Below are 18,449 nucleotides of genomic sequence, written 5' to 3'. Positions count from 1 at the left end.
ATTTTCGCACTGCGAATAGACCTGTCTTTTATGATATGATTGTGCTGCCTCCTATTTAGAATGCGGAATAGGGGGCTTTTTTATGTCAATGAATGTAGAAGTGAAACAAAAGAGTAATATGTCTGTAGTATTAAAAAATCGATTTGTGCAAGCAATTATTGCTTCGGCATTATTTCTCCAGGTAGGGATTTGGATCCGAAACTTTGCGGTACTGCTTTTTGTAATGGAAATGACAAATGGCGATGCGTTTGCCATTTCTATGATTTCAGTTGCGGAATTTGCCCCAATTTTTATTTTTTCATTTATAGGAGGCACATTCGCGGATAGGTGGAAACCAAAAAGAACGATGATTTGGTGCGAAACTTTAAGTTCATTATCTGTATTTGCAGTACTTTTCGCACTTATGTTTGGTACATGGAAAGTTGTGTTTTTTGTTACGCTTATCTCTGCAATTCTTTCGCAGTTTTCACAGCCTTCAGGTATGAAATTATTTAAACAACATCTATCTACAGAAGAAGTACAATTGGCGATGTCTTTATATCAAACCATTTTTGCAATTTTTATGGTATTAGGTCCTATACTTGGAACATTTATATTTCAAGCCTTCGGAATTTACACTTCTATTATTGTGACAGGTATTGCTTTTTTACTTGCGGCGTTAGTTTTGTTATTTCTGCCAAAAGATGCTGAAGAACAGGAAGAAAAGAAAAAAGTGAGCATACTGCAAGAAATGGTGGATGGAATTAAATATGTAAAAGCAAAGAAAGCATTAACATTACTTGGTATTTGTTTTATGGCAGCAGGATTAGGAATTGGTCTCATTCAGCCACTAGGTATTTTTATCGTGACAGAGCAATTAGGTCTATCAAAAGAAAGCTTACAATGGCTATTAACTGTAAATGGTGCTGGGATGATTATTGGTGGAGCTTTAGCAATGGTATTTGCGAAAAATATCGCTCCGCAAAAGATGTTAATTTTAGGGATGGTTGCACAGGCAATTGGTATTGGTATCATTGGATTTTCGACAAATTTATGGATCACACTTATCGCTCAGTTTTTCAGTGGTCTCGCTCTTCCTTGTATCCAAATCGGGATAAACACACTCATTATTCAAAATTCGGATACAGACTTTATTGGACGCGTAAATGGGATTTTGAGCCCTTTATTTACGGGTTCGATGGTATTAACGATGAGTATTGCCGGTTCATTAAAAGAAGTATTTTCACTTAGTACAATGTATGAAGGAACAGCATTATTATTTATTATTGGTTCCTTATTTATTTTGCCAATATACAATTTGAAACCAATAGTAGAAACTTCAAATGAAGGTGGTGCTGTCCAGCATGAATCCTAATCCGAATGTGAAGTATCCTATCGAAGGAAACAAGAGTGTTCATTTTATTAAAAATACAATAACCAAACCAAATATTATTGTTGGAGATTATTCTTATTATGATTCGAAAAATGAAGAAACATTCGAAGATCAAGTGCTATACCACTATGAATTTTTTGGAGATCGATTGGTTATGGGAAAATTCTGTTGCATAGCACCTGGAGTTACATTTATTATGAATGGCGCAAACCATAGAATGGATGGGTTTTCAGCTTATCCATTTAATATTTTCGGTCATGGCTGGGAGAAATTCACACCTACGCTTTCTGATTTACCGTTTAAAGGAGATACGGTAATCGGAAATGATGTATGGATTGGAATGGATGCGACGATTATGCCTGGAGTTAAGATAGGGGACGGAGCAATTATTGCTGCTAAAGCTGTTATAACAAAAGACGTTCCACCATATACAATTGCTGGTGGTAATCCTGCTATTGAGATAAAAAAGCGATTTTCAAATGATGTAATAAGTGAATTGTTAGAGATGAAGTGGTGGGACTTGGACATTCAGACTATTTCTAACAATATTCATGTGATTGTAAGTGGAGATATAGGAGCTTTAAGAAAGATTGCCCTAAGCAAAAAAGTACGTCAAAAGTAAAAAACGGATCACCAAATGGTATCATACCTCACAAATTTGTTAATGATAAAAGAATAAGGAGGTGTGATACTTATGGCACAAGATGTTTTATGTGAAGTAAACAACTGTAAATATTGGGGTAACGGAAACAAATGTAATGCAGATGCAATTTATGTAGTGAGTCATAAAGGTAACAAAGCATCGAAAACGGAAGAAACTGATTGCAAAACATTCATTCCGGAAGCTTAAACGAGAAAGGGTAACCGCATCTGGTTGCCCTTTTATTAATTATAGTATTGATAATAAATCTCATTTTCATTCATAGTTTTTTTCTTTTTTTGTTATTTTTTTCATAAGAGATGTAATCCAAGCTAACTCATGTTCAATACATGATTTTCTATGCTTTACGACCTCAGAAATAAAAAGTGATGTTTCAGCTAAAGATTGAATAGAGGTTAATTGTGTATGTAACACATTTTGACGAGTCGTTAAAACCTCTTTACGAGCTTCGTAATCCAGTTTCTCAAATAGTGCAACACGTACAAGAAATTCAGCCTCATTAGCAGCTAGTTTCTCTGGAAACTCTCGCATCATTTCGTAAAAGATTTCTTCACCTGTAGGAGTTAATTTGTAAATGTTACGGTTTGGTTTGCCTATTTGTTGATGAATCTCTTTTGTAATTGCTCCCATATCTTCAAAACGACGAAGAGCAGGGTAGAGCATGTTATGATTCAATTCAAAATTTTCTCCAAGACGATTTTGAATATTTTTCTTTATTTCATAACCATACTTTGGTCCAGAAGTTAATTCTGCGAGTAGCAAAATATCAACATACATATGTATCCTCCTAATTTTTTCTCAAGTTTATATCCATAAATATTTCTTTAACATATGTTAAAATAACATATGTTAGCCTATACACCTTTGCACTGACTACCTATTATTTTTTATTTTAAAAGAAAAGGGAGGAAAGTACTATGAATTCGCCTGAAAATGTGATTTTGGTTCATGAAATTTCAAAGCTCAAAACAAAAGAAGAGCTATGGAATCCTTATGAGTGGTATAAACATATGAGGGAAAATCATCCAGTCTACTATGATCCAGAGCAAGATGTATGGAACGTCTTTTTATATGATGATGTGAATCGTGTTTTATCTGATTATCGCTTATTTTCAAGTAGAAGAGATCGTCGTCAATTTTCTGTCCCACCTTTAGAAACAAGAGTGAATTTAAATTCTTCTGATCCTCCAGAGCATCGAAATGTCCGCTCAATTGTTTCAAAAGCATTTACCCCAAGAAGTCTTCAGCATTGGAAACCACGAATACAAGCAATTGCAAATGAACTGGTGCAAGATATGAATAATTATACTGAAATTGATATTGTAGAGCAGTTTGCTGCACCTCTACCTGTAACCGTTATTTCTGATTTATTAGGTGTTCCAACAACAGACAGGAAAAAAATTAAGATGTGGTCAGATATTTTGTTCATGCCATATAGCAAAGAACAATTTAGCGATTTAGATACACAGAAAGAAGTTGCTTTACATGATTTTAAAGCCTATCTTTTGCCGATTGTTCAGGAAAAAAGATACCATTTGAAAGAAGATATTATTTCAGACTTAATCAGAGCAGAGTATGAGGGAGAAAGGTTGACTGACGATGAAATTGTTACATTTGCATTAGGACTTTTAGCCGCAGGGAATGAAACGACTACAAACCTCATTATTAATAGCTTTTATTGCTTTTTAGTAGATGCACCCCATGTATACAATGAGTTAAGTAACAATTTAGGGCTGATTCCTCAAGCGATAGAAGAGGTACTACGCTATCGTTTCCCTGTCACGTTAGCTCGTACTATAACGGAAGATACAACAATATTTGGACCAAAAATGAAAAAAGGACAAATGATTGTTACATGGATCAGTGCTGCCAATTTAGATGAAAATAAATTCCTGCAAGCAGATCGCTTTGATTTACACCGACCTGGAAATGAAAAACATTTAACGTTTGGGAAAGGGCCACACTTTTGTTTAGGTGCGCCACTTGCTCGTTTAGAAGCTGAAATTGCATTAACTACGTTTATTAGCAATTTTAAAAGACTGGTGCTTTCTCCATCCTTTCATCTAGAAAACTGTATATTAGAGAATGAACAAACGTTAAAACAACTGCCTATTCTTTTAATGAAATAAGCATATTTAAAAGCAAGTGAAAATTCCTGTTTAAGTAGGGATTTTTACTTGCTTTTTATATTTATCTTACTGTTCTCTATAAACTTTTTAAACGACTTAAAAAATATTCCTTGACCTGAAACGCTTTTCATAAATTATAACTAAGTTGTGCTTGGCAAAGTAAATATGGAAACGATACCTAGTTTGTATATTTATTCCGCTATTTACGAACAGAAAATCTTCCACCTTAAATTATAGTGAAAGCAAGTGGAGGAATCAACTGTCTGTAAAATCACAATAAGTAAAACTTTATCCGAGTATGTTTATTTATAGAAAGTGGTGACGAAACAATGAAACTAATCGCAATTGACTTAGATGGAACTCTTCTTTCAGGAAATAAAATAATTAGTAAAGAAAATGCAGAAGCAATTCGGAAATGTCAGGAGCAGGGACATGTAGTGGTGATTTGTACAGGACGTTCTATCGTAGATATTGAACATTTGCTACTAGAAGCTAATTTACAATGTCCTATTATCGCAGAAAACGGTGCTCTTATTTATACAGATCAACAAATGATGAAGCGATACCCAATTCAAAATACAAAGGTACTCGAAATTGTCGAGTATCTTGAACAAAATCGTATGTATTATCAACTGTATACAGACAGGGGAGTATACGTTCCGGCATACGGTGAAGAAAGTGTGAATCATGAAATAGAATGGATAAAAAGGTCAAATAAAGATATTGATCAAGAAGAGCTTGAAACTATTGCAGCGTTGTACCTTGAGCATACAGCGTTTCATATAATAGAAAGTTGTAAATCAATATTAGAAGGAGAGATTTATGTGCATAAACTTTTACCATTTTCCTATGATATTGAGAAATTAACAAAGTTAAAAATGCACTTTCAACATCATACTGAGCTAGCAATTACTGCTTCATATTGGCATAATGTAGAGATTAATCATTGTGACGCTCAAAAGGGTAATGGTTTATATACCTTAGCGGAATATCTTAATATTCCAGTAGAAAATACTGTTGCAATAGGTGATGGTCTAAATGATATTTCTATGATGAAAAAGGCAAATATATCTATCGCAATGGGAAATGCAGTAGACGAAATGAAGCAGATTTGTGATTATGAAACACTGACGAATGAAGAACATGGAGTGGCACATGCTCTTTATCAATATGTCATGGTCAAAAAATAAAAAAGAATCCTTGTTGGATTCTTTTTTATTTTTATTAGGGGTAAGGTATTCTATGAGATTCATAGAAGCCTTATTACTTTTTATTTTATAGAATATATTGGAAAAAAATGTATATGTTTTTCAATATATTTATGAATATTTTGTGAATATTTAAATTTCAATACATTGATATAAAGAGAATTATAGAACGTTGGGAATGTTTTTTATTGAAAAATAAAATTTATTTGAATAATTATGCTCTTGCTATATACCTACGAGAACATTATTCGTATAATGAAGAAGCGTGAATAAAAAATGGTATTAATTTTACATATAGAGGTGGAAAGAGAATGAATGCTCGGCTATTGGAACTCATTGACGTGAACACAATAGAAACCATGGCAGAACAATTTTATAACTTAACAAACATTTCACATCAACTTCTTGATCAAAATATGGAATGTATTTTTTCATTTGGTATGAATCGAGAAGAACATATAGAACTTATAAAGATTGAAATTCCGTTTTTTTTACATGAGCAACATCTTGGGTCATTTGTTGCTTGTTCAATAAAAAAAGATATCCGTACTTGTCAAAAATACTTCGAAATGCTTTCAAATCTCATTGTAGATAATGCAATGAATAAACTTCAAAATCAAACAAAAAATATACATTTACTTTCTAAAAAAGAAGAACAGTTACATACAATCTTGCAAAATATGCCCATTATGGTTGATGCTCTTGATAAAGATGGGAATTTTATATTATGGAACCGAGAATGTGAGCTTGTAACAGGTTATGCTGCAGAAGAAATCATTGAAAATCCAAAAGCACTTGAATTGCTATATCCTGATGAAAGTTATCGCAGACACATTCAAAAGAAATTTTCGATGCGTGGAAAAAGTTTTCGAGATTGGGAAATGAATTTAACATGCAAAAATGGAGAAATAAAGACAATCATGTGGTCAAACATCTCAGAACATTTTCCAGTACCTGGTTATAGTTACTGGGCAGTTGGAGTTGATATTACGCATCGAAAAGGAATTGAAGAACAATTAAAGCAACAAACATCTGAGCTAGAGCTTATTTTTAAAGCATTACCTGATTTGTGTTTTTTAACCGAAGCTGATGGAACAATTATAGATTATAAAGCTGGTTCACCAGCTAAGTTTTACGTACCTGCAGAATCGTTTATGGGGAAAAAGTTTTATGAAGTCTTACCATCACCTGTAGCACAGCAATTTCGAGGAGCGATTCACCAAGTAAGGCAAAAAGAATCTACAGTTATTGTTGAATATCCGTTAACGCTTAAAGGAAGTATTAGTTTCTTTGAAGCTAGGTGTTTACCACTTTTACAAGATAAGATTATGATAATTGTTCGAGATATTACTGAGCGGAAAAAGACTGAAGAGTTATTGAATAAATCAGATACACTTGCAGCAATTGGACAGTTAGCTGCTGGGGTAGCTCATGAAGTTCGAAATCCACTGACAGTGATTAAAGGATTTATTCAACTATTTCAAATTAATCAAGAAGATCAGGATAAATACTTCGATCTTATGCTGTCAGAAATTGAGCGAATTGAATCTATCCTTCATGAGTTTTTATCAATCGCAAAGACTGATGTCATTCCAACTGAAAAGAAAAATATTTGTTTGATATTAAGAAATGTCGTTTCATTAATTAATACAAAGGCAATCATGACAAATATTCAAATTAATCTCCATATAGAATCAAAAGAATTAATAATTGATTGCTGTGAAAATCAATTAAAACAAGTTTTTATTAATATTTTACAAAACTCAATTGAAGCAATGCCAGATGGAGGGCAAATCTCTATTTCTGTGAAAAAATTAGAACGTGAAGAGGTTATTATTAATATAGTTGATGAGGGCGTAGGAATTCCTGAAGAAAGAATAAAAAGGCTTGGTGAACCTTTTTATAGTACAAAGGAAAAAGGAACTGGCATTGGACTCATGCTCAGTTATAAAATCATTGAAAGTCATCAAGGAAGAATTAGTATCATGAGTGAGGTAGGAGTAGGAACATCCGTTACTATTTATTTACCTATGTTTCAAAGTGAGCAGGGTACTTCTCATTCAGCTATGCCATCTATAACAGGGTCTTGGTAATAGAGATTAATTTCCATTTCATATAGAGTAGCAGCAAAGAAAAGAAGCTATCTTATTATCTTGTAAGATAGCTTCTTTTCTTGATTAGCCAGCGAATTGCACTGCAATTTTGGCATGTAAAAAAGCAGTATCAAATACAGGGATAGAAAGATCTTGTTGTGAAATGAGTAACGGTATTTCTGTGCATCCTAATAAAATTCCTTCTGCCCCGTTTTTAATGAGATTTTGAACAATTTGTAAGAAACGGTCTTTGGATTGCTTTAAAATAATACCTTTACTTAACTCTTGGAGAATGACATGATGAATGAAATTTCGTTCATCTTCTTTGGGAATAATTGTTTCAATACCATAATTAGCTAGTCTCGTTTTATAAAAATCTTGTTCCATTGTTTGTTTTGTTCCAAGCAAACCAATCCGCTTCACATCATGTTCAACAATTTCTTCAGCGCTTACATCGCCAATATGAAGAAGTGGGATAGAGATTGCTTTTTCTACTTCTTCCGCAAATTGGTGTACTGTATTTGAACACATAAGTATACAATCTGCACCGGAGTGTTCTACTTTTTTAGCTACTTGAACGAGTTGGTTTTGCACTTCTTCATATTGTTGATTTTGTAGTAAATTCGTCACTTCGCCAAAATCCATGCTATATAGAACAAGCTTTGCATTATGATTATACTGAGATAAAGTTAGTGTATTAATATGTTTATAATAAAGAGATGTTGATTCCCAGCTTAATCCACCAATTAACCCAATTACTTTCATGTCTCATTCCCCCTGTTAACCTGTTTTGTTATTAATTATTCCATAATTCCGATAAGAATACAATGATTTATTTGTCATTTTATATAAAAATAAAAATAGTGAGAATAATATTGAAATTAATTCACGTTAGTGCAATAATACAAATTACAAACGAATACTTATCCAGAGAGGTGGAGGGAACGGCCCTATGAAACCTCAGCAACCCCTATTTATTCATAGAAATAGGAAGGTGCTAATTCCACAAAAGACATATTGTCTTTTGAAAGATAAGAGGATCATATATCCATACGCAAATGACCTCTTCTATAAGAGGTCATTTTTTATTGGGGAGAAAGGAAGTGAAGATGAATAATTCCATTTTCTTTTACATATAGGACTAATATAAGCTAACTAGAATGAGGGGGAATTCATATGAACAAATTATCTACAAAATTAGTCGTAGCAATTGGAATTGGTTCTGCAATATATGGGGTATTAGGTCTATGGGGACTTTCAATTGCCCCAAATACATTTATAAAACCAGCTCTGGCCATATTAACAATTTTTGGTGCGATTTTCGGACCATTTGCAGGACTTTTGATTGGTCTTATCGGTCATACAGTGACAGATACTATCGCTGGATGGGGAATATGGTGGGGATGGGTACTTAGCTCAGGCATTATTGGATTTACGATGGGACTTGTACAAAAACGAGCAAGTTTCAGTGTGGAAAATGGAACATTCGGTAATCGAGATATTTCATATTTTGCTGTAACAGGTTTACTTGGGATTGTTATTGGAATTATATTTGCCGGCGCTTTCGATATTATCGTGATGGGAGAGCCTTTAGATAAAATTATTATTCAAGTACTTGGTGCAACGATTGCAGATGTCCTTGTTTTCTTAATCCTTGGTTTACCAATTACACTTGGATTAGCGAAAGCAAATAAAAAACATACACATTTAAAAATTGAAAAGTAGGGATAGCACAATGAAGCCGATTATTTCCTTTGAACAATTTACATTTCAATATCAACAAGTGACAGAACCTACTTTAAAGAATATCACACTTCATATTTATCCAGGTGAAAAAGTATTGATTGCTGGTCGAAGTGGATCAGGAAAATCTACATTGGCCCATTGTATAAATGGGCTGATCCCTTTTTCATATGAGGGATCAAGTACTGGGAACATTTCAATATGTGGTAAGGATCCACGAAAAAGTAGTATTTTTGAGCAAAGTAAGCTTGTAGGAACTATTTTGCAAGATCAAGATTCCCAGTTTATTGGGTTAACTGTAGGGGAAGATGTTGCATTTTCGTTAGAAAATGATTGCGTAGAACAGGAGGAAATGAAGGCGGTTGTTATGGACTCTTTACAGAAAGTACAGATGCATAGATTTCACTCACGAAGCCCACATGAATTATCTGGTGGTCAAAAACAAACTGTCTCTCTTGCTGGGCTACTAACGACGGATGCTGACATATTACTATTTGATGAGCCATTAGCAAATCTAGACCCAATAAGTAGTTTAAAAGCAGTAGAACTTATTCAAAAGGTACATCAACAATTAAATAAAACAATCGTTATTATTGAGCATAGAATAGAAGAGATATTAAAATTAGACTTAGATAAAATTATATTAATAGATGAAGGGAATATTGTAGCAATCGATTCACCAAAAAAGATTTTACAAGCAAACATTTTACAAAGTATAGGGTTAAGAGAACCTATATATATTGAAGTGTTAAAAAATCTAAAAATGAATATTTTAGATGAAGAAATTTATCCAATTGAAACTTTAAATAATGAGGAGTTAAATAAAACGATAAAGCAATGGATGATGAGTTCTACTGCTTCTAAAAAACAATGTAAAAAAGAAGTCTTATGTCAAATAGAAAATCTCTCATTTTCATATTCCCACAAAAATTTCACATTAAAGGACATAACACTCTCTATACGAAGAGGAGAAATATTAGCATTATTAGGTCATAATGGTGCAGGCAAATCTACATTTGCACATTTATTAACTGGAATGAACACAGCACAGGAAGGGAAAATTGTACTTGATAATGATAATATAACTTCATGGTCTATTCGGAAACGTGGAGAAGTGATATCTTACGTCATGCAAAATCCTAATCATATGATTACACAATCTACTGTTTGGGATGAAGTTGCTTTTTCATTAAAATTACAGAAGGTTTCTAAGGCAGAAATACATAAACGAGTGGAAGATGCGTTGCAAATTTGTGGGTTATATCCATTTCGAAATTGGCCGATTCAAGCGTTAAGCTACGGGCAAAAAAAGAGGCTTACCATTGCATCAGTTTTAACAACGAATCCGAAGCTCATCATCTTAGACGAGCCAACAGCAGGACAAGATTATTTTCATTATGAACAATTTATGTCTTGTATAAGTGTATTAGCGGCAAAAGGAATATCATTTATCTTTATTACACATGATATGAACCTAGCTTTAGAATATGCAGACCGTGCAGTTGTTCTTCATCAAGGAAAAATACTTGCCGATGATACAGTTCCAATCGTATTAGCAAATAGCCAAGTATTACAACAAGCTAACTTACAGGAAAGTTCGTTAACAACATTAGCAAAATTGAGCAAAATCCCCTTTCCAGAAGTTTTTGTACAAATGTATATGGAGGCAAAAAGGAGGGGAGATTATGAGTAAATCAGATTTATTTTATATAGATAATCATACATATTTTCATCGTATGGACGGCGCAATTAAATTGTTGTTATTTATAATTTGGATGACTCTTACATTTATATTTTTTGATTTTCGTATTTTATTATGCTTATTTTTCATTGGTTGTTTAGGGTTAGTGATTGCTAAAATCCCTTTGAAAAAAGTTGTCATTATATTTAGTGTCATTTTCACATTTAGTATGCTAAATTCGGTTATGATTTTATTGATTACACCAACCCATGGATCTGAGTTGACTGGTACAAGTACAGCATTCTTGCATATTGGATACGCTACCATTACATTCGAAACGCTTTTTTATGCTCTTACGCTTTCGTTAAAGTATTTTACGTTATTACCATTTACACTTATTTTTATATACACGACACATCCAAGTGAGTTTGCTAGCAGCTTATATAAAATTGGTTTACCGTATAAGATTGCCTATGCAATAAACATTGCACTCCGTTACATACCGAATATACAAGCGGAATACAAATTGATTAAACAGGCTCAAGAAGCAAGAGGTGTACCATTTGAAAGAGGAGAGGCGAATTTTTTGGAACGTATTAAAAACCGGGTACTCATTTTTGGGCCACTTGTTATTCAATCTTTAGAGCGAATCGATACCGTTTCAAATGCGATGGATTTACGAGGATTCGGAAAAAAAGAGAAACGAACATGGTATTTTACAACAAAGGCAAAACAAGAGGACTATATAGGACTCATTATTGGTATTATAATTTTATCACTTGCCATTTATTTGAAATTCAACGTTTTCAAAGGGTTTTGGTATCCATTGTAAGTTTCTCGATGTTATTCAGATAAAATTTAGGCACTCGCGGAGTGCTTTTTTTAATTTATCCAAGACATGCTCCAAATTTACATAGATACATACTGTATAATACGAACCCGTTAATAAACGATTAATTACCCATTAGTTTTATTACTAAAAGGAGGAGAAAATATGAGTCATGTTGGTTCTTGCGGTTTTGGCGGAGGATTTGCTTTATTAGTTGTTTTATTTATTTTATTAATTATTGTTGGATGCAGCTGCTGGGGCGGAGGGTATTAAAAAACAAACGATTTTTTAATCATTCGTCGCAGAATCATGTAATCAGAAAAACTATTAAAGATACTTCTTTAGTATCAATACGAGATTCAACATGAAAAAGGAGCTATCATGCTCCTTTTTTCAATAGAAATTTTCTAGAGTTTTGAATTTTTTTGTGTACCGATGATTGATTCTTACTCAATGAGATGAAGTATATGCCAAATAAGATTAAAAGGAGTGATATTCATTTTCTATGTAATTTATTCTAAATAGTTGCCAGAATAGAAAAAAAGAAGTGCCACATAATAACGGAAATGAGTGAAAAAGCACATCATCAAGTGTACTGTAAGAAGTTATTTATTTTTCTGTCTAAATAAATGAAAAAATAAAAACTTGACGGACAACTAAATTCATTTTTTAAAATAAAAATCAGTTTCAACGTTATCAGGAATGTATAACAGAATATCATCGACAGCTTACGGCTAGTAAATTAGAAAGGAATTAATAACAAAAGGAGAATACTCATGTACTAAAATTAATTTTTAGTATGCATCATTTTTAGAGATATTTTTCTAAAAATGAGTTGGGATGATTTTAGATTGTTGAGGTGATTACATATATGCCAATGTTGGATGTGGACGGTAGTAGTCTGTATTATATCGTTAAAGGAAAAGGGGTTCCTATTGTTTTTATCCATCCTCCTGTACTTACTTGTGAGAATTTTGAGTACCAAATAGAGGAATTATCCCAAAATTTTAAAGTGATTACTTTTGATATTAGAGGGCATGGAAGGAGTCAGTATTCAAAACAACCGATAACCTATCCACTGATTGCTGAAGACATTAGATGTTTGTTGGATCATTTGGAGATCAAAAAAGCATTTGTATGTGGATATTCGACTGGAAGCTCTGTCGCATTAGAATTTTTATTGGCTTTTGCTGAAAGAGCGTTAGGGGGTATTCTAATTGGGGGGATGTCAGAAGTGAGGGATGGATATCTAAAGAATAAGATTTCACTTGGCGTGAAACTTGCGAAAGTGGGAGCGATTTCATTTTTAGCATGGTCTATTTCATGGGGCAATTCAAATACACATAAATTGTTCAAAAAGATGTTTAAAGAAGCACGAAAAGGGAATGCCAAAAATATTTGGCAATATTATCGTTATAGTTTGCACTATAATTGTACGAATCAGCTTAGAAATATTCAGCTTCCGGTTTTGTTAGTTTATGGTAAGAAAGATAAGGTATTTTATAGCCATGCGAAATTACTGCATGGAAAATTACCATGTAATGAATTAAAATTTATTGATAATGCAAAGCATCAAATTCCTACAAAAGCAGCGAAATGTTTAAATGAAATGATTCAGCAGTTTGTTTTTATTCATACCGAGATGAGACTTTTTCCACACTCATAAAGATGGATGAATATTAAGGTTTTTATATAACTAATTTATGCAAAATCTTATAAAAGCATAGCTTTTTATATAAGGGAAAATAAAAAGGAGCATAGGAGCTCCTTTTAAATCAAGATGTTATTTTATTAAGCAACCTCATTATTTTGTGGAAATGTAATCGTTAAAGTCGTTCCTTTATTAACAATACTCTTTATATCTAAAGTACCGTTCATCGTTTCAATGATTTTTACTGCAACCATCGTACCTAAACCTGTTCCTTTTGTTTTTGTGCTAAAATATGGTTCGCCAAATCGATTTATTTGTTCTGGCGTCATACCAATTCCACTATCCTTAATAACAATCGTAACTTTGTTTTCAAAAACCGATGATTGAACACGAAGTTTCCCGCCATTTGGCATTGCTTCAATGCTATTTTTTATCAAGTTTAAAAAGCATTGTTGAAAATGCTGTGTATTCCCAATAATGGATCCTGTTACTAATTCTTCAGAAACATTTATAGAATTCATATTACATAATGGCATCATCATACTTATTACTCTTTTTAATTCTTGATCTATTATAATGTTATCAACTTTTTGTGATGCAGGCTTAGCGAATGTTAAGTAATCATCAATGATAACTTGTGCACGGTTTAACTCTCCCAGAATATGTTCAATATACTGTTCTCGCGACTCTTGTGATAAATCTGGTGTTTTCAGGAGCTGAGTAAATCCTTTTACTACAGTAAGAGGATTTCTAACTTCATGCGAAATACTTGCAGCAAGTTGACTCACAATCTCCATTTTCTCCATTTTTACTAATTTAGATCTCATCATAAAGGCATCTCTTAAAACTTCATTCATATATACAACAAATAACATGATAATAGGGGGCAGTATAATAAAATAAGTAATATATGGCTGTGTAATTGGAAAATCCGATAAAATTACAGCGATAAATGTTGTAAGTAAAGCAAGAGAAAAAGGTAAAAATATTGACATAATGAGTTTTTTTCTTCTATTTAATTGATTAAATTTAGAAGAGGCAAGAGCAGTAAAAATTAGCATTGCAATATAAACAATAACTGTTAAAAAGTTCACACCATAAAAAACAAACCGAATTAATAACATGATAGTTAATAAAGCGATTCCAACCGGTAATCCACCATAAAGTGTACCTATGAAAAATGGAATTTGTCTTAAATCATGAACGCAATTTTCATCAATATATATAGGGTATTTCATACATAAAATTAACGGTATACTCGTGCAGATTACAATAAGGGTTTTTTTGTATTTTTTGAAAAACATCCCGTTATCATATATAAAATAAAAAACAAAGACGCTACTTAAAATGTAAAGCAAATTATTTAATACGTTTTGATTGATGTACATAAAATTCATCTAGCATGCCTCATTATTGTAGTTTTCAATACTAATAAGTATTATACAGAAAAAATGTAACTTCTTCATTATTAATTATTTTACTACAATGAGAATGTTTGTTACGAGTAAATCCCTATGCTAAATAAAACTCTTTCACTTGCGTATAGCGTTGATTTTTTTTTCAATACCGAAGTAAATATTCGCTGAATCTCGCTGATCGAACACTGCAACTACTCTACCAAGTCTTACAAGCCAATCGAAACCTTGATATTCCTTTAATTGAAAAGGGGCATCATCTAAATGAATTGTTATCGGAATTTCGTTCATTTTACGCCTCTTATTTTATATAATTAAATTAAACATTGATATATTCGAGAGTGATGCAGAATGTCCTATTTTGATTAATAAAAAAGATAGCTTATAAACTTAGATTACGAGTATAAAAGGAGGAAGAGATGGATAAAGAAATAATCATTGAACCGTATAATTTAAATTGGCATACAGAATTTTTGAAAGAGAAAGAGAAATTTATCGCATTACTAGAAAAGGACATCTTAGAGATTGAACATATTGGAAGTACGTCAGTAGAAGGATTAGACGCGAAACCGCTCATTGATATGATGATAGGTGTTAAAGATTTAAAAGTAGTTGATGATTGGATAGAACCAATGCAAACAATAGGATATGAATATGTATTTCATAAACATTTTCCACAGAGACGTTTTTTTAGAAAAGGGAAATGGAGAGCAGGTACACATCATTTACACGTCTATACGTATGGTGGTGAAGAGTGGAAGAACAATTTATTATTCCGTGATTTTATGAGAAATCATGAATGGGCACGTATGGAATATAAACAATTAAAACAAGAGCTTGCCATGAAGTACCCATTTGATCGAGTGTCGTATACAAATGGAAAATCTCCATATATTGAAAAGATTATTTCGTTAGCAGAAGAAACATTAGATTAAATTACTTAAATATAACCTCGTATTTATTTGTCAATAAGTAAGAGATTTCCGCGGTTCGTTAATAGAAATCTCTTACTCCAAAATAAGATTTGTTCAATGATCTGTATACGTCATCCATCCACTCTCTGATCGCTTTGCTTTAAATTTACCGTAAGATAAAAGCTTCATTGCTGAACGTATAGCTGTGTAGAAGACTAAGATTCCGATCCACTCATCTTCCATTTCACTAGGATAATGCGCGGACTGATGAGCATAATAAGCAGCCATGATACAAGGGACCACTTGCTCCGAATCAAATCCATATGCAGTTGCATCATCGATAATTAAGTCAATAATGCGTTGGTTTCTATCTTTAACTTCTTTCTGAATTAACTTGCTAACTGCTTCTGGTACTAACTTTGATATTTCATTTTTCATTACAGTCACCTCATTCTTTATCATGTCCAAATAGTTTGGAAAGATATTGAACACATTGTGTTAAATGGGATGAAATTCGAATCTTCATTGCGCAGGCTGAAAGAAGCTTACATCTAGCGTGTAAGCTTCTTGAATTAATTTTATTCTGTTTCTAGTCATAAAAATCGCTTCTTCCATCAGTAATTGGTACTCAAGCAGTAACCGCCAATGGAAGAGAGATAATCATACACTCGTTATTTTTGACAAACGATATCAATGAAAATTAATTAGAAATAAAAAAACAGGAGAAATCCAGGGGTTTTTTATTTGTTCTTCGGTCTTTCAGCGCGAAGAACAGCGTCATTCGTTGGTGTGTTAGGTACAAAATTACCATGGCTGTCGATGCTATGTGCTTCTTTATCGTATTGTCCGTTGGCATTACGCTTCTTTGTTGTAAACGGGTTTTGATTGTGTCCCATGATTGTCACCTCCAATAATCATAGTATGCACCAACAAGCAAGTGTTTTGCCAAAAAGAAATTTCATAAAAAGTGGAAAATGGTTATAGACCTCATCAATCGATTCATAGTGCATTAGACGAAAGAGATTAAAACAATGAACAAAACATATACTTTTTATGAATCATTCCTAATGCCGAAGACAGTAGATAACAACTTAATTTATTTTATAAGATAATAAAATCTAACTAAAATTCTCAATAATATGAGACTATATTTACGAAATAATCTGTATGAAATAGTTCCTTCTGTACAAAATAGGTACGAACGTTAATAAGAGGGGGATAAATGATGACGAATCGGAATGATAATCGCAAGCGTAAAGATCAACATCTGAATAATCTAAAAAACGATACTGAATTCTCAAAAGATGTGAATATTAGAAGTGAAGTAACAAAAAAAGATTTAAACAAATAAAGTTTAAATTGAGACTAATTATACAGGTTGACACAGTATCTAATTAGTCTTGATCACAAAGAAAATGAAAAGATGTACAGGTTAACATAAACTCGTACATCTTTTCATTTTTGGTTAATCTAGTCACAATGGTTTCTTGATTCAAATTCTATATTGTTGTTATTCTAAATTTCATTTACCGTATTTTTACAATAAAAAATATTCAATTCAATTAATTGTCAGTCGTGAATTAGAAATAACTAATATATTTCAAGTAATTCTAATTCAAAAGAGCATGCATGAAAAAGTTGTAGTATGGAATTATATTGCGTAAAGGATTTATCAAATATTATTCAACAGCAGAATGGGGAATTTTATCATGAAACTAACACCAGAGCAACGGATTCAATTACATGGATTTAATAACCTTACAAAATCATTAAGTTTTAACATGTATGATATTTGCTATACAAAAACAAAAGAGGAACGAGAAGCTTATATAGAATACATAGATGAACAATATAATGCAGACAGATTAACTAAGATTTTGAAAAATGTCTCGGATATTATAGGAGCGCATGTATTAAATATCGCTAAACAAGACTATGTACCACAAGGCGCAAGCGTAACTATATTAGTATCAGAAGGCCCAGTGGTAGAAGTGCCAACTGAATCATTCACCGAATCTCCTGGACCTCTTCCAGATTCCGTTGTCATGCAGTTAGATAAAAGTCATATAACGGTTCATACGTATCCTGAATATCACCCAGACGAAGGTATTAGCACTTTTAGAGCTGATATTGATGTGGCTACATGCGGTGAAATCTCACCTCTTAAAGCGTTAAATTATCTAATTCACTCATTTGATACAGATATTATGACAATTGATTATCGTGTTAGGGGCTTTACAAGAGATATAACAGGTAACAAATTATTTATCGATCACGAAATAAGTTCTATACAAAATTACATTCCAAATAACGTGAAAAGCCTCTACGATATGATTGATGTCAATGTTTATCAAGAACATATCTTTCATACAAAATGTAAACTAAAAGAATTTGATTTGAACAACTATCTATTTGGATATACACAAGAAAAATTATCGGTAAAAGAACAAGAGGAAATTACTCAAAAGTTAAAAACAGAAATGGATGAAATATTTTACGGAAAAAACATGAATCATGGATTAATTGAGGAAGTTCTGAATGATCATTCTTTTCCGGAAAATACAAATAACTCCTAGGTCCATTTAGAAATTAATTATGGAATGTCCAAAAGAAAAAGCCTTGCTAGTGGTGTTAGCCCTGTTAAGTAGACAGCTATAAAAAAGACTAAGCAGCCATCAAGATTCGATATTCTATCGGAGCTCGGTGGTTGAGTCGTTTTTGGAATCGTTTATAGTTATAGAAGTAGATATATT

General features: G+C 32.5%; 20 protein-coding genes and 1 riboswitch. Of the genes, 14 read left to right on the top strand and 6 right to left on the bottom strand.

What is annotated here, in order from left to right; all coding sequences use genetic code 11:
• The first annotated feature begins 82 nt into the window (after positions 1 to 82).
• The 3 genes from AC1M36_RS00100 to AC1M36_RS00090 all read left to right on the top strand — a co-directional run bounded on the left by AC1M36_RS00100 (position 83) and on the right by AC1M36_RS00090 (position 2,222).
• The gene (locus AC1M36_RS00100) at positions 83 to 1,354 is read left to right on the top strand and encodes an MFS transporter (RefSeq protein ID WP_336451131.1); all 1,272 of its coding nucleotides are present in this window, start codon (positions 83 to 85) and stop codon (positions 1,352 to 1,354) included.
• Positions 1,344 to 1,994: a Vat family streptogramin A O-acetyltransferase gene (locus AC1M36_RS00095; RefSeq protein ID WP_336451130.1), complete on the top strand. Its 651-nt coding sequence runs from the start codon at positions 1,344 to 1,346 to the stop codon at positions 1,992 to 1,994. Before AC1M36_RS00100 ends, AC1M36_RS00095 begins: the two co-directional genes overlap by 11 nt.
• Positions 1,995 to 2,066: 72 nt before the next feature.
• Entirely contained in the window at positions 2,067 to 2,222 is a 156-nt protein-coding gene (locus tag AC1M36_RS00090; RefSeq protein ID WP_174099877.1) for a DUF1540 domain-containing protein, read from the top strand.
• Positions 2,223 to 2,288: 66 nt separating this feature from the next.
• Here the strand turns inward: AC1M36_RS00090 and AC1M36_RS00085 are convergent, their stop codons facing one another.
• A complete protein-coding gene (locus AC1M36_RS00085; RefSeq protein ID WP_479845476.1) occupies positions 2,289 to 2,810 on the bottom strand; it encodes a PadR family transcriptional regulator in 522 nt (173 codons plus the stop codon).
• Between the two features lie 140 nt (positions 2,811 to 2,950).
• On the opposite strand from AC1M36_RS00085, the gene AC1M36_RS00080 reads away from it, so the two are divergent.
• The 3 genes from AC1M36_RS00080 (at position 2,951) to AC1M36_RS00070 (ending at position 7,463) form a co-directional block, all read left to right on the top strand.
• Positions 2,951 to 4,162 carry a cytochrome P450 gene (locus AC1M36_RS00080; RefSeq protein WP_479845475.1) on the top strand — a complete coding sequence of 404 codons (1,212 nt, stop codon included), beginning with the start codon at positions 2,951 to 2,953 and terminating at the stop codon, positions 4,160 to 4,162.
• A 329-nt stretch (positions 4,163 to 4,491) separates the two neighbouring features.
• Positions 4,492 to 5,352 (top strand): Cof-type HAD-IIB family hydrolase, encoded by an 861-nt coding sequence (locus tag AC1M36_RS00075; protein WP_479845474.1) that lies wholly within the window; start codon positions 4,492 to 4,494, stop codon positions 5,350 to 5,352.
• 329 nt (positions 5,353 to 5,681) lie between these two features.
• Positions 5,682 to 7,463 (top strand): ATP-binding protein, encoded by a 1,782-nt coding sequence (locus AC1M36_RS00070; RefSeq protein ID WP_479845473.1) that lies wholly within the window; start codon positions 5,682 to 5,684, stop codon positions 7,461 to 7,463.
• Between the two features lie 84 nt (positions 7,464 to 7,547).
• Here AC1M36_RS00070 and AC1M36_RS00065 read toward each other — a convergent pair whose 3' ends face one another.
• The gene (locus AC1M36_RS00065; protein ID WP_336451125.1) at positions 7,548 to 8,228 is read right to left on the bottom strand and encodes an aspartate/glutamate racemase family protein; all 681 of its coding nucleotides are present in this window, start codon (positions 8,226 to 8,228) and stop codon (positions 7,548 to 7,550) included.
• 155 nt (positions 8,229 to 8,383) lie between these two features.
• Positions 8,384 to 8,501, top strand: a riboswitch (SAM riboswitch).
• A 138-nt stretch (positions 8,502 to 8,639) separates the two neighbouring features.
• On the opposite strand from AC1M36_RS00065, the gene AC1M36_RS00060 reads away from it, so the two are divergent.
• The 5 genes from AC1M36_RS00060 (at position 8,640) to AC1M36_RS00040 (ending at position 13,382) form a co-directional block, all read left to right on the top strand.
• Positions 8,640 to 9,188 (top strand): ECF-type riboflavin transporter substrate-binding protein, encoded by a 549-nt coding sequence (locus AC1M36_RS00060; protein ID WP_336451124.1) that lies wholly within the window; start codon positions 8,640 to 8,642, stop codon positions 9,186 to 9,188.
• 10 nt (positions 9,189 to 9,198) lie between these two features.
• Positions 9,199 to 10,899: an ABC transporter ATP-binding protein gene (locus AC1M36_RS00055; RefSeq protein ID WP_336451123.1), complete on the top strand. Its 1,701-nt coding sequence runs from the start codon at positions 9,199 to 9,201 to the stop codon at positions 10,897 to 10,899.
• Positions 10,892 to 11,719 (top strand): energy-coupling factor transporter transmembrane component T family protein, encoded by an 828-nt coding sequence (locus AC1M36_RS00050; protein WP_336451122.1) that lies wholly within the window; start codon positions 10,892 to 10,894, stop codon positions 11,717 to 11,719. Before AC1M36_RS00055 ends, AC1M36_RS00050 begins: the two co-directional genes overlap by 8 nt.
• Positions 11,720 to 11,881: 162 nt before the next feature.
• On the top strand, positions 11,882 to 11,989 hold the full coding sequence (locus tag AC1M36_RS00045; protein WP_336451121.1) for a YjcZ family sporulation protein: 108 nt from the start codon (positions 11,882 to 11,884) through the stop codon (positions 11,987 to 11,989).
• A 598-nt stretch (positions 11,990 to 12,587) separates the two neighbouring features.
• Positions 12,588 to 13,382: an alpha/beta fold hydrolase gene (locus AC1M36_RS00040; protein ID WP_336451120.1), complete on the top strand. Its 795-nt coding sequence runs from the start codon at positions 12,588 to 12,590 to the stop codon at positions 13,380 to 13,382.
• Between the two features lie 125 nt (positions 13,383 to 13,507).
• On the opposite strand, the gene AC1M36_RS00035 is transcribed toward AC1M36_RS00040, so the two are convergent.
• On the bottom strand, positions 13,508 to 14,764 hold the full coding sequence (locus tag AC1M36_RS00035; protein WP_336451119.1) for a HAMP domain-containing sensor histidine kinase: 1,257 nt from the start codon (positions 14,762 to 14,764) through the stop codon (positions 13,508 to 13,510).
• Positions 14,765 to 14,899: 135 nt separating this feature from the next.
• The gene (locus AC1M36_RS00030; protein WP_420792330.1) at positions 14,900 to 15,073 is read right to left on the bottom strand and encodes a hypothetical protein; all 174 of its coding nucleotides are present in this window, start codon (positions 15,071 to 15,073) and stop codon (positions 14,900 to 14,902) included.
• Between the two features lie 128 nt (positions 15,074 to 15,201).
• Here AC1M36_RS00030 and AC1M36_RS00025 point away from each other — a divergent pair, with 128 nt between their 5' ends.
• The gene (locus AC1M36_RS00025) at positions 15,202 to 15,717 is read left to right on the top strand and encodes a GrpB family protein (RefSeq protein ID WP_336451118.1); all 516 of its coding nucleotides are present in this window, start codon (positions 15,202 to 15,204) and stop codon (positions 15,715 to 15,717) included.
• Between the two features lie 93 nt (positions 15,718 to 15,810).
• Here AC1M36_RS00025 and AC1M36_RS00020 read toward each other — a convergent pair whose 3' ends face one another.
• A complete protein-coding gene (locus AC1M36_RS00020) occupies positions 15,811 to 16,134 on the bottom strand; it encodes a hypothetical protein (protein WP_336451117.1) in 324 nt (107 codons plus the stop codon).
• Between the two features lie 302 nt (positions 16,135 to 16,436).
• Positions 16,437 to 16,592 carry a hypothetical protein gene (locus AC1M36_RS00015; protein WP_174099851.1) on the bottom strand — a complete coding sequence of 52 codons (156 nt, stop codon included), beginning with the start codon at positions 16,590 to 16,592 and terminating at the stop codon, positions 16,437 to 16,439.
• Between the two features lie 326 nt (positions 16,593 to 16,918).
• On the opposite strand from AC1M36_RS00015, the gene AC1M36_RS00010 reads away from it, so the two are divergent.
• Together AC1M36_RS00010 and speD are read left to right on the top strand one after the other, a co-directional pair.
• Positions 16,919 to 17,047 (top strand): hypothetical protein, encoded by a 129-nt coding sequence (locus AC1M36_RS00010; protein ID WP_479845607.1) that lies wholly within the window; start codon positions 16,919 to 16,921, stop codon positions 17,045 to 17,047.
• A gap of 358 nt (positions 17,048 to 17,405) precedes the next feature.
• On the top strand, positions 17,406 to 18,272 hold the full coding sequence (gene speD, locus AC1M36_RS00005) for an adenosylmethionine decarboxylase (protein ID WP_336451116.1): 867 nt from the start codon (positions 17,406 to 17,408) through the stop codon (positions 18,270 to 18,272).
• Positions 18,273 to 18,449 lie beyond the last annotated feature (177 nt).

Source organism: Bacillus sp. Medicinal_06, assembly GCF_056711665.1.
Note: the sequence above shows the minus strand (reverse complement) of the source record. Positions and strands in the feature narration are given on the sequence as shown.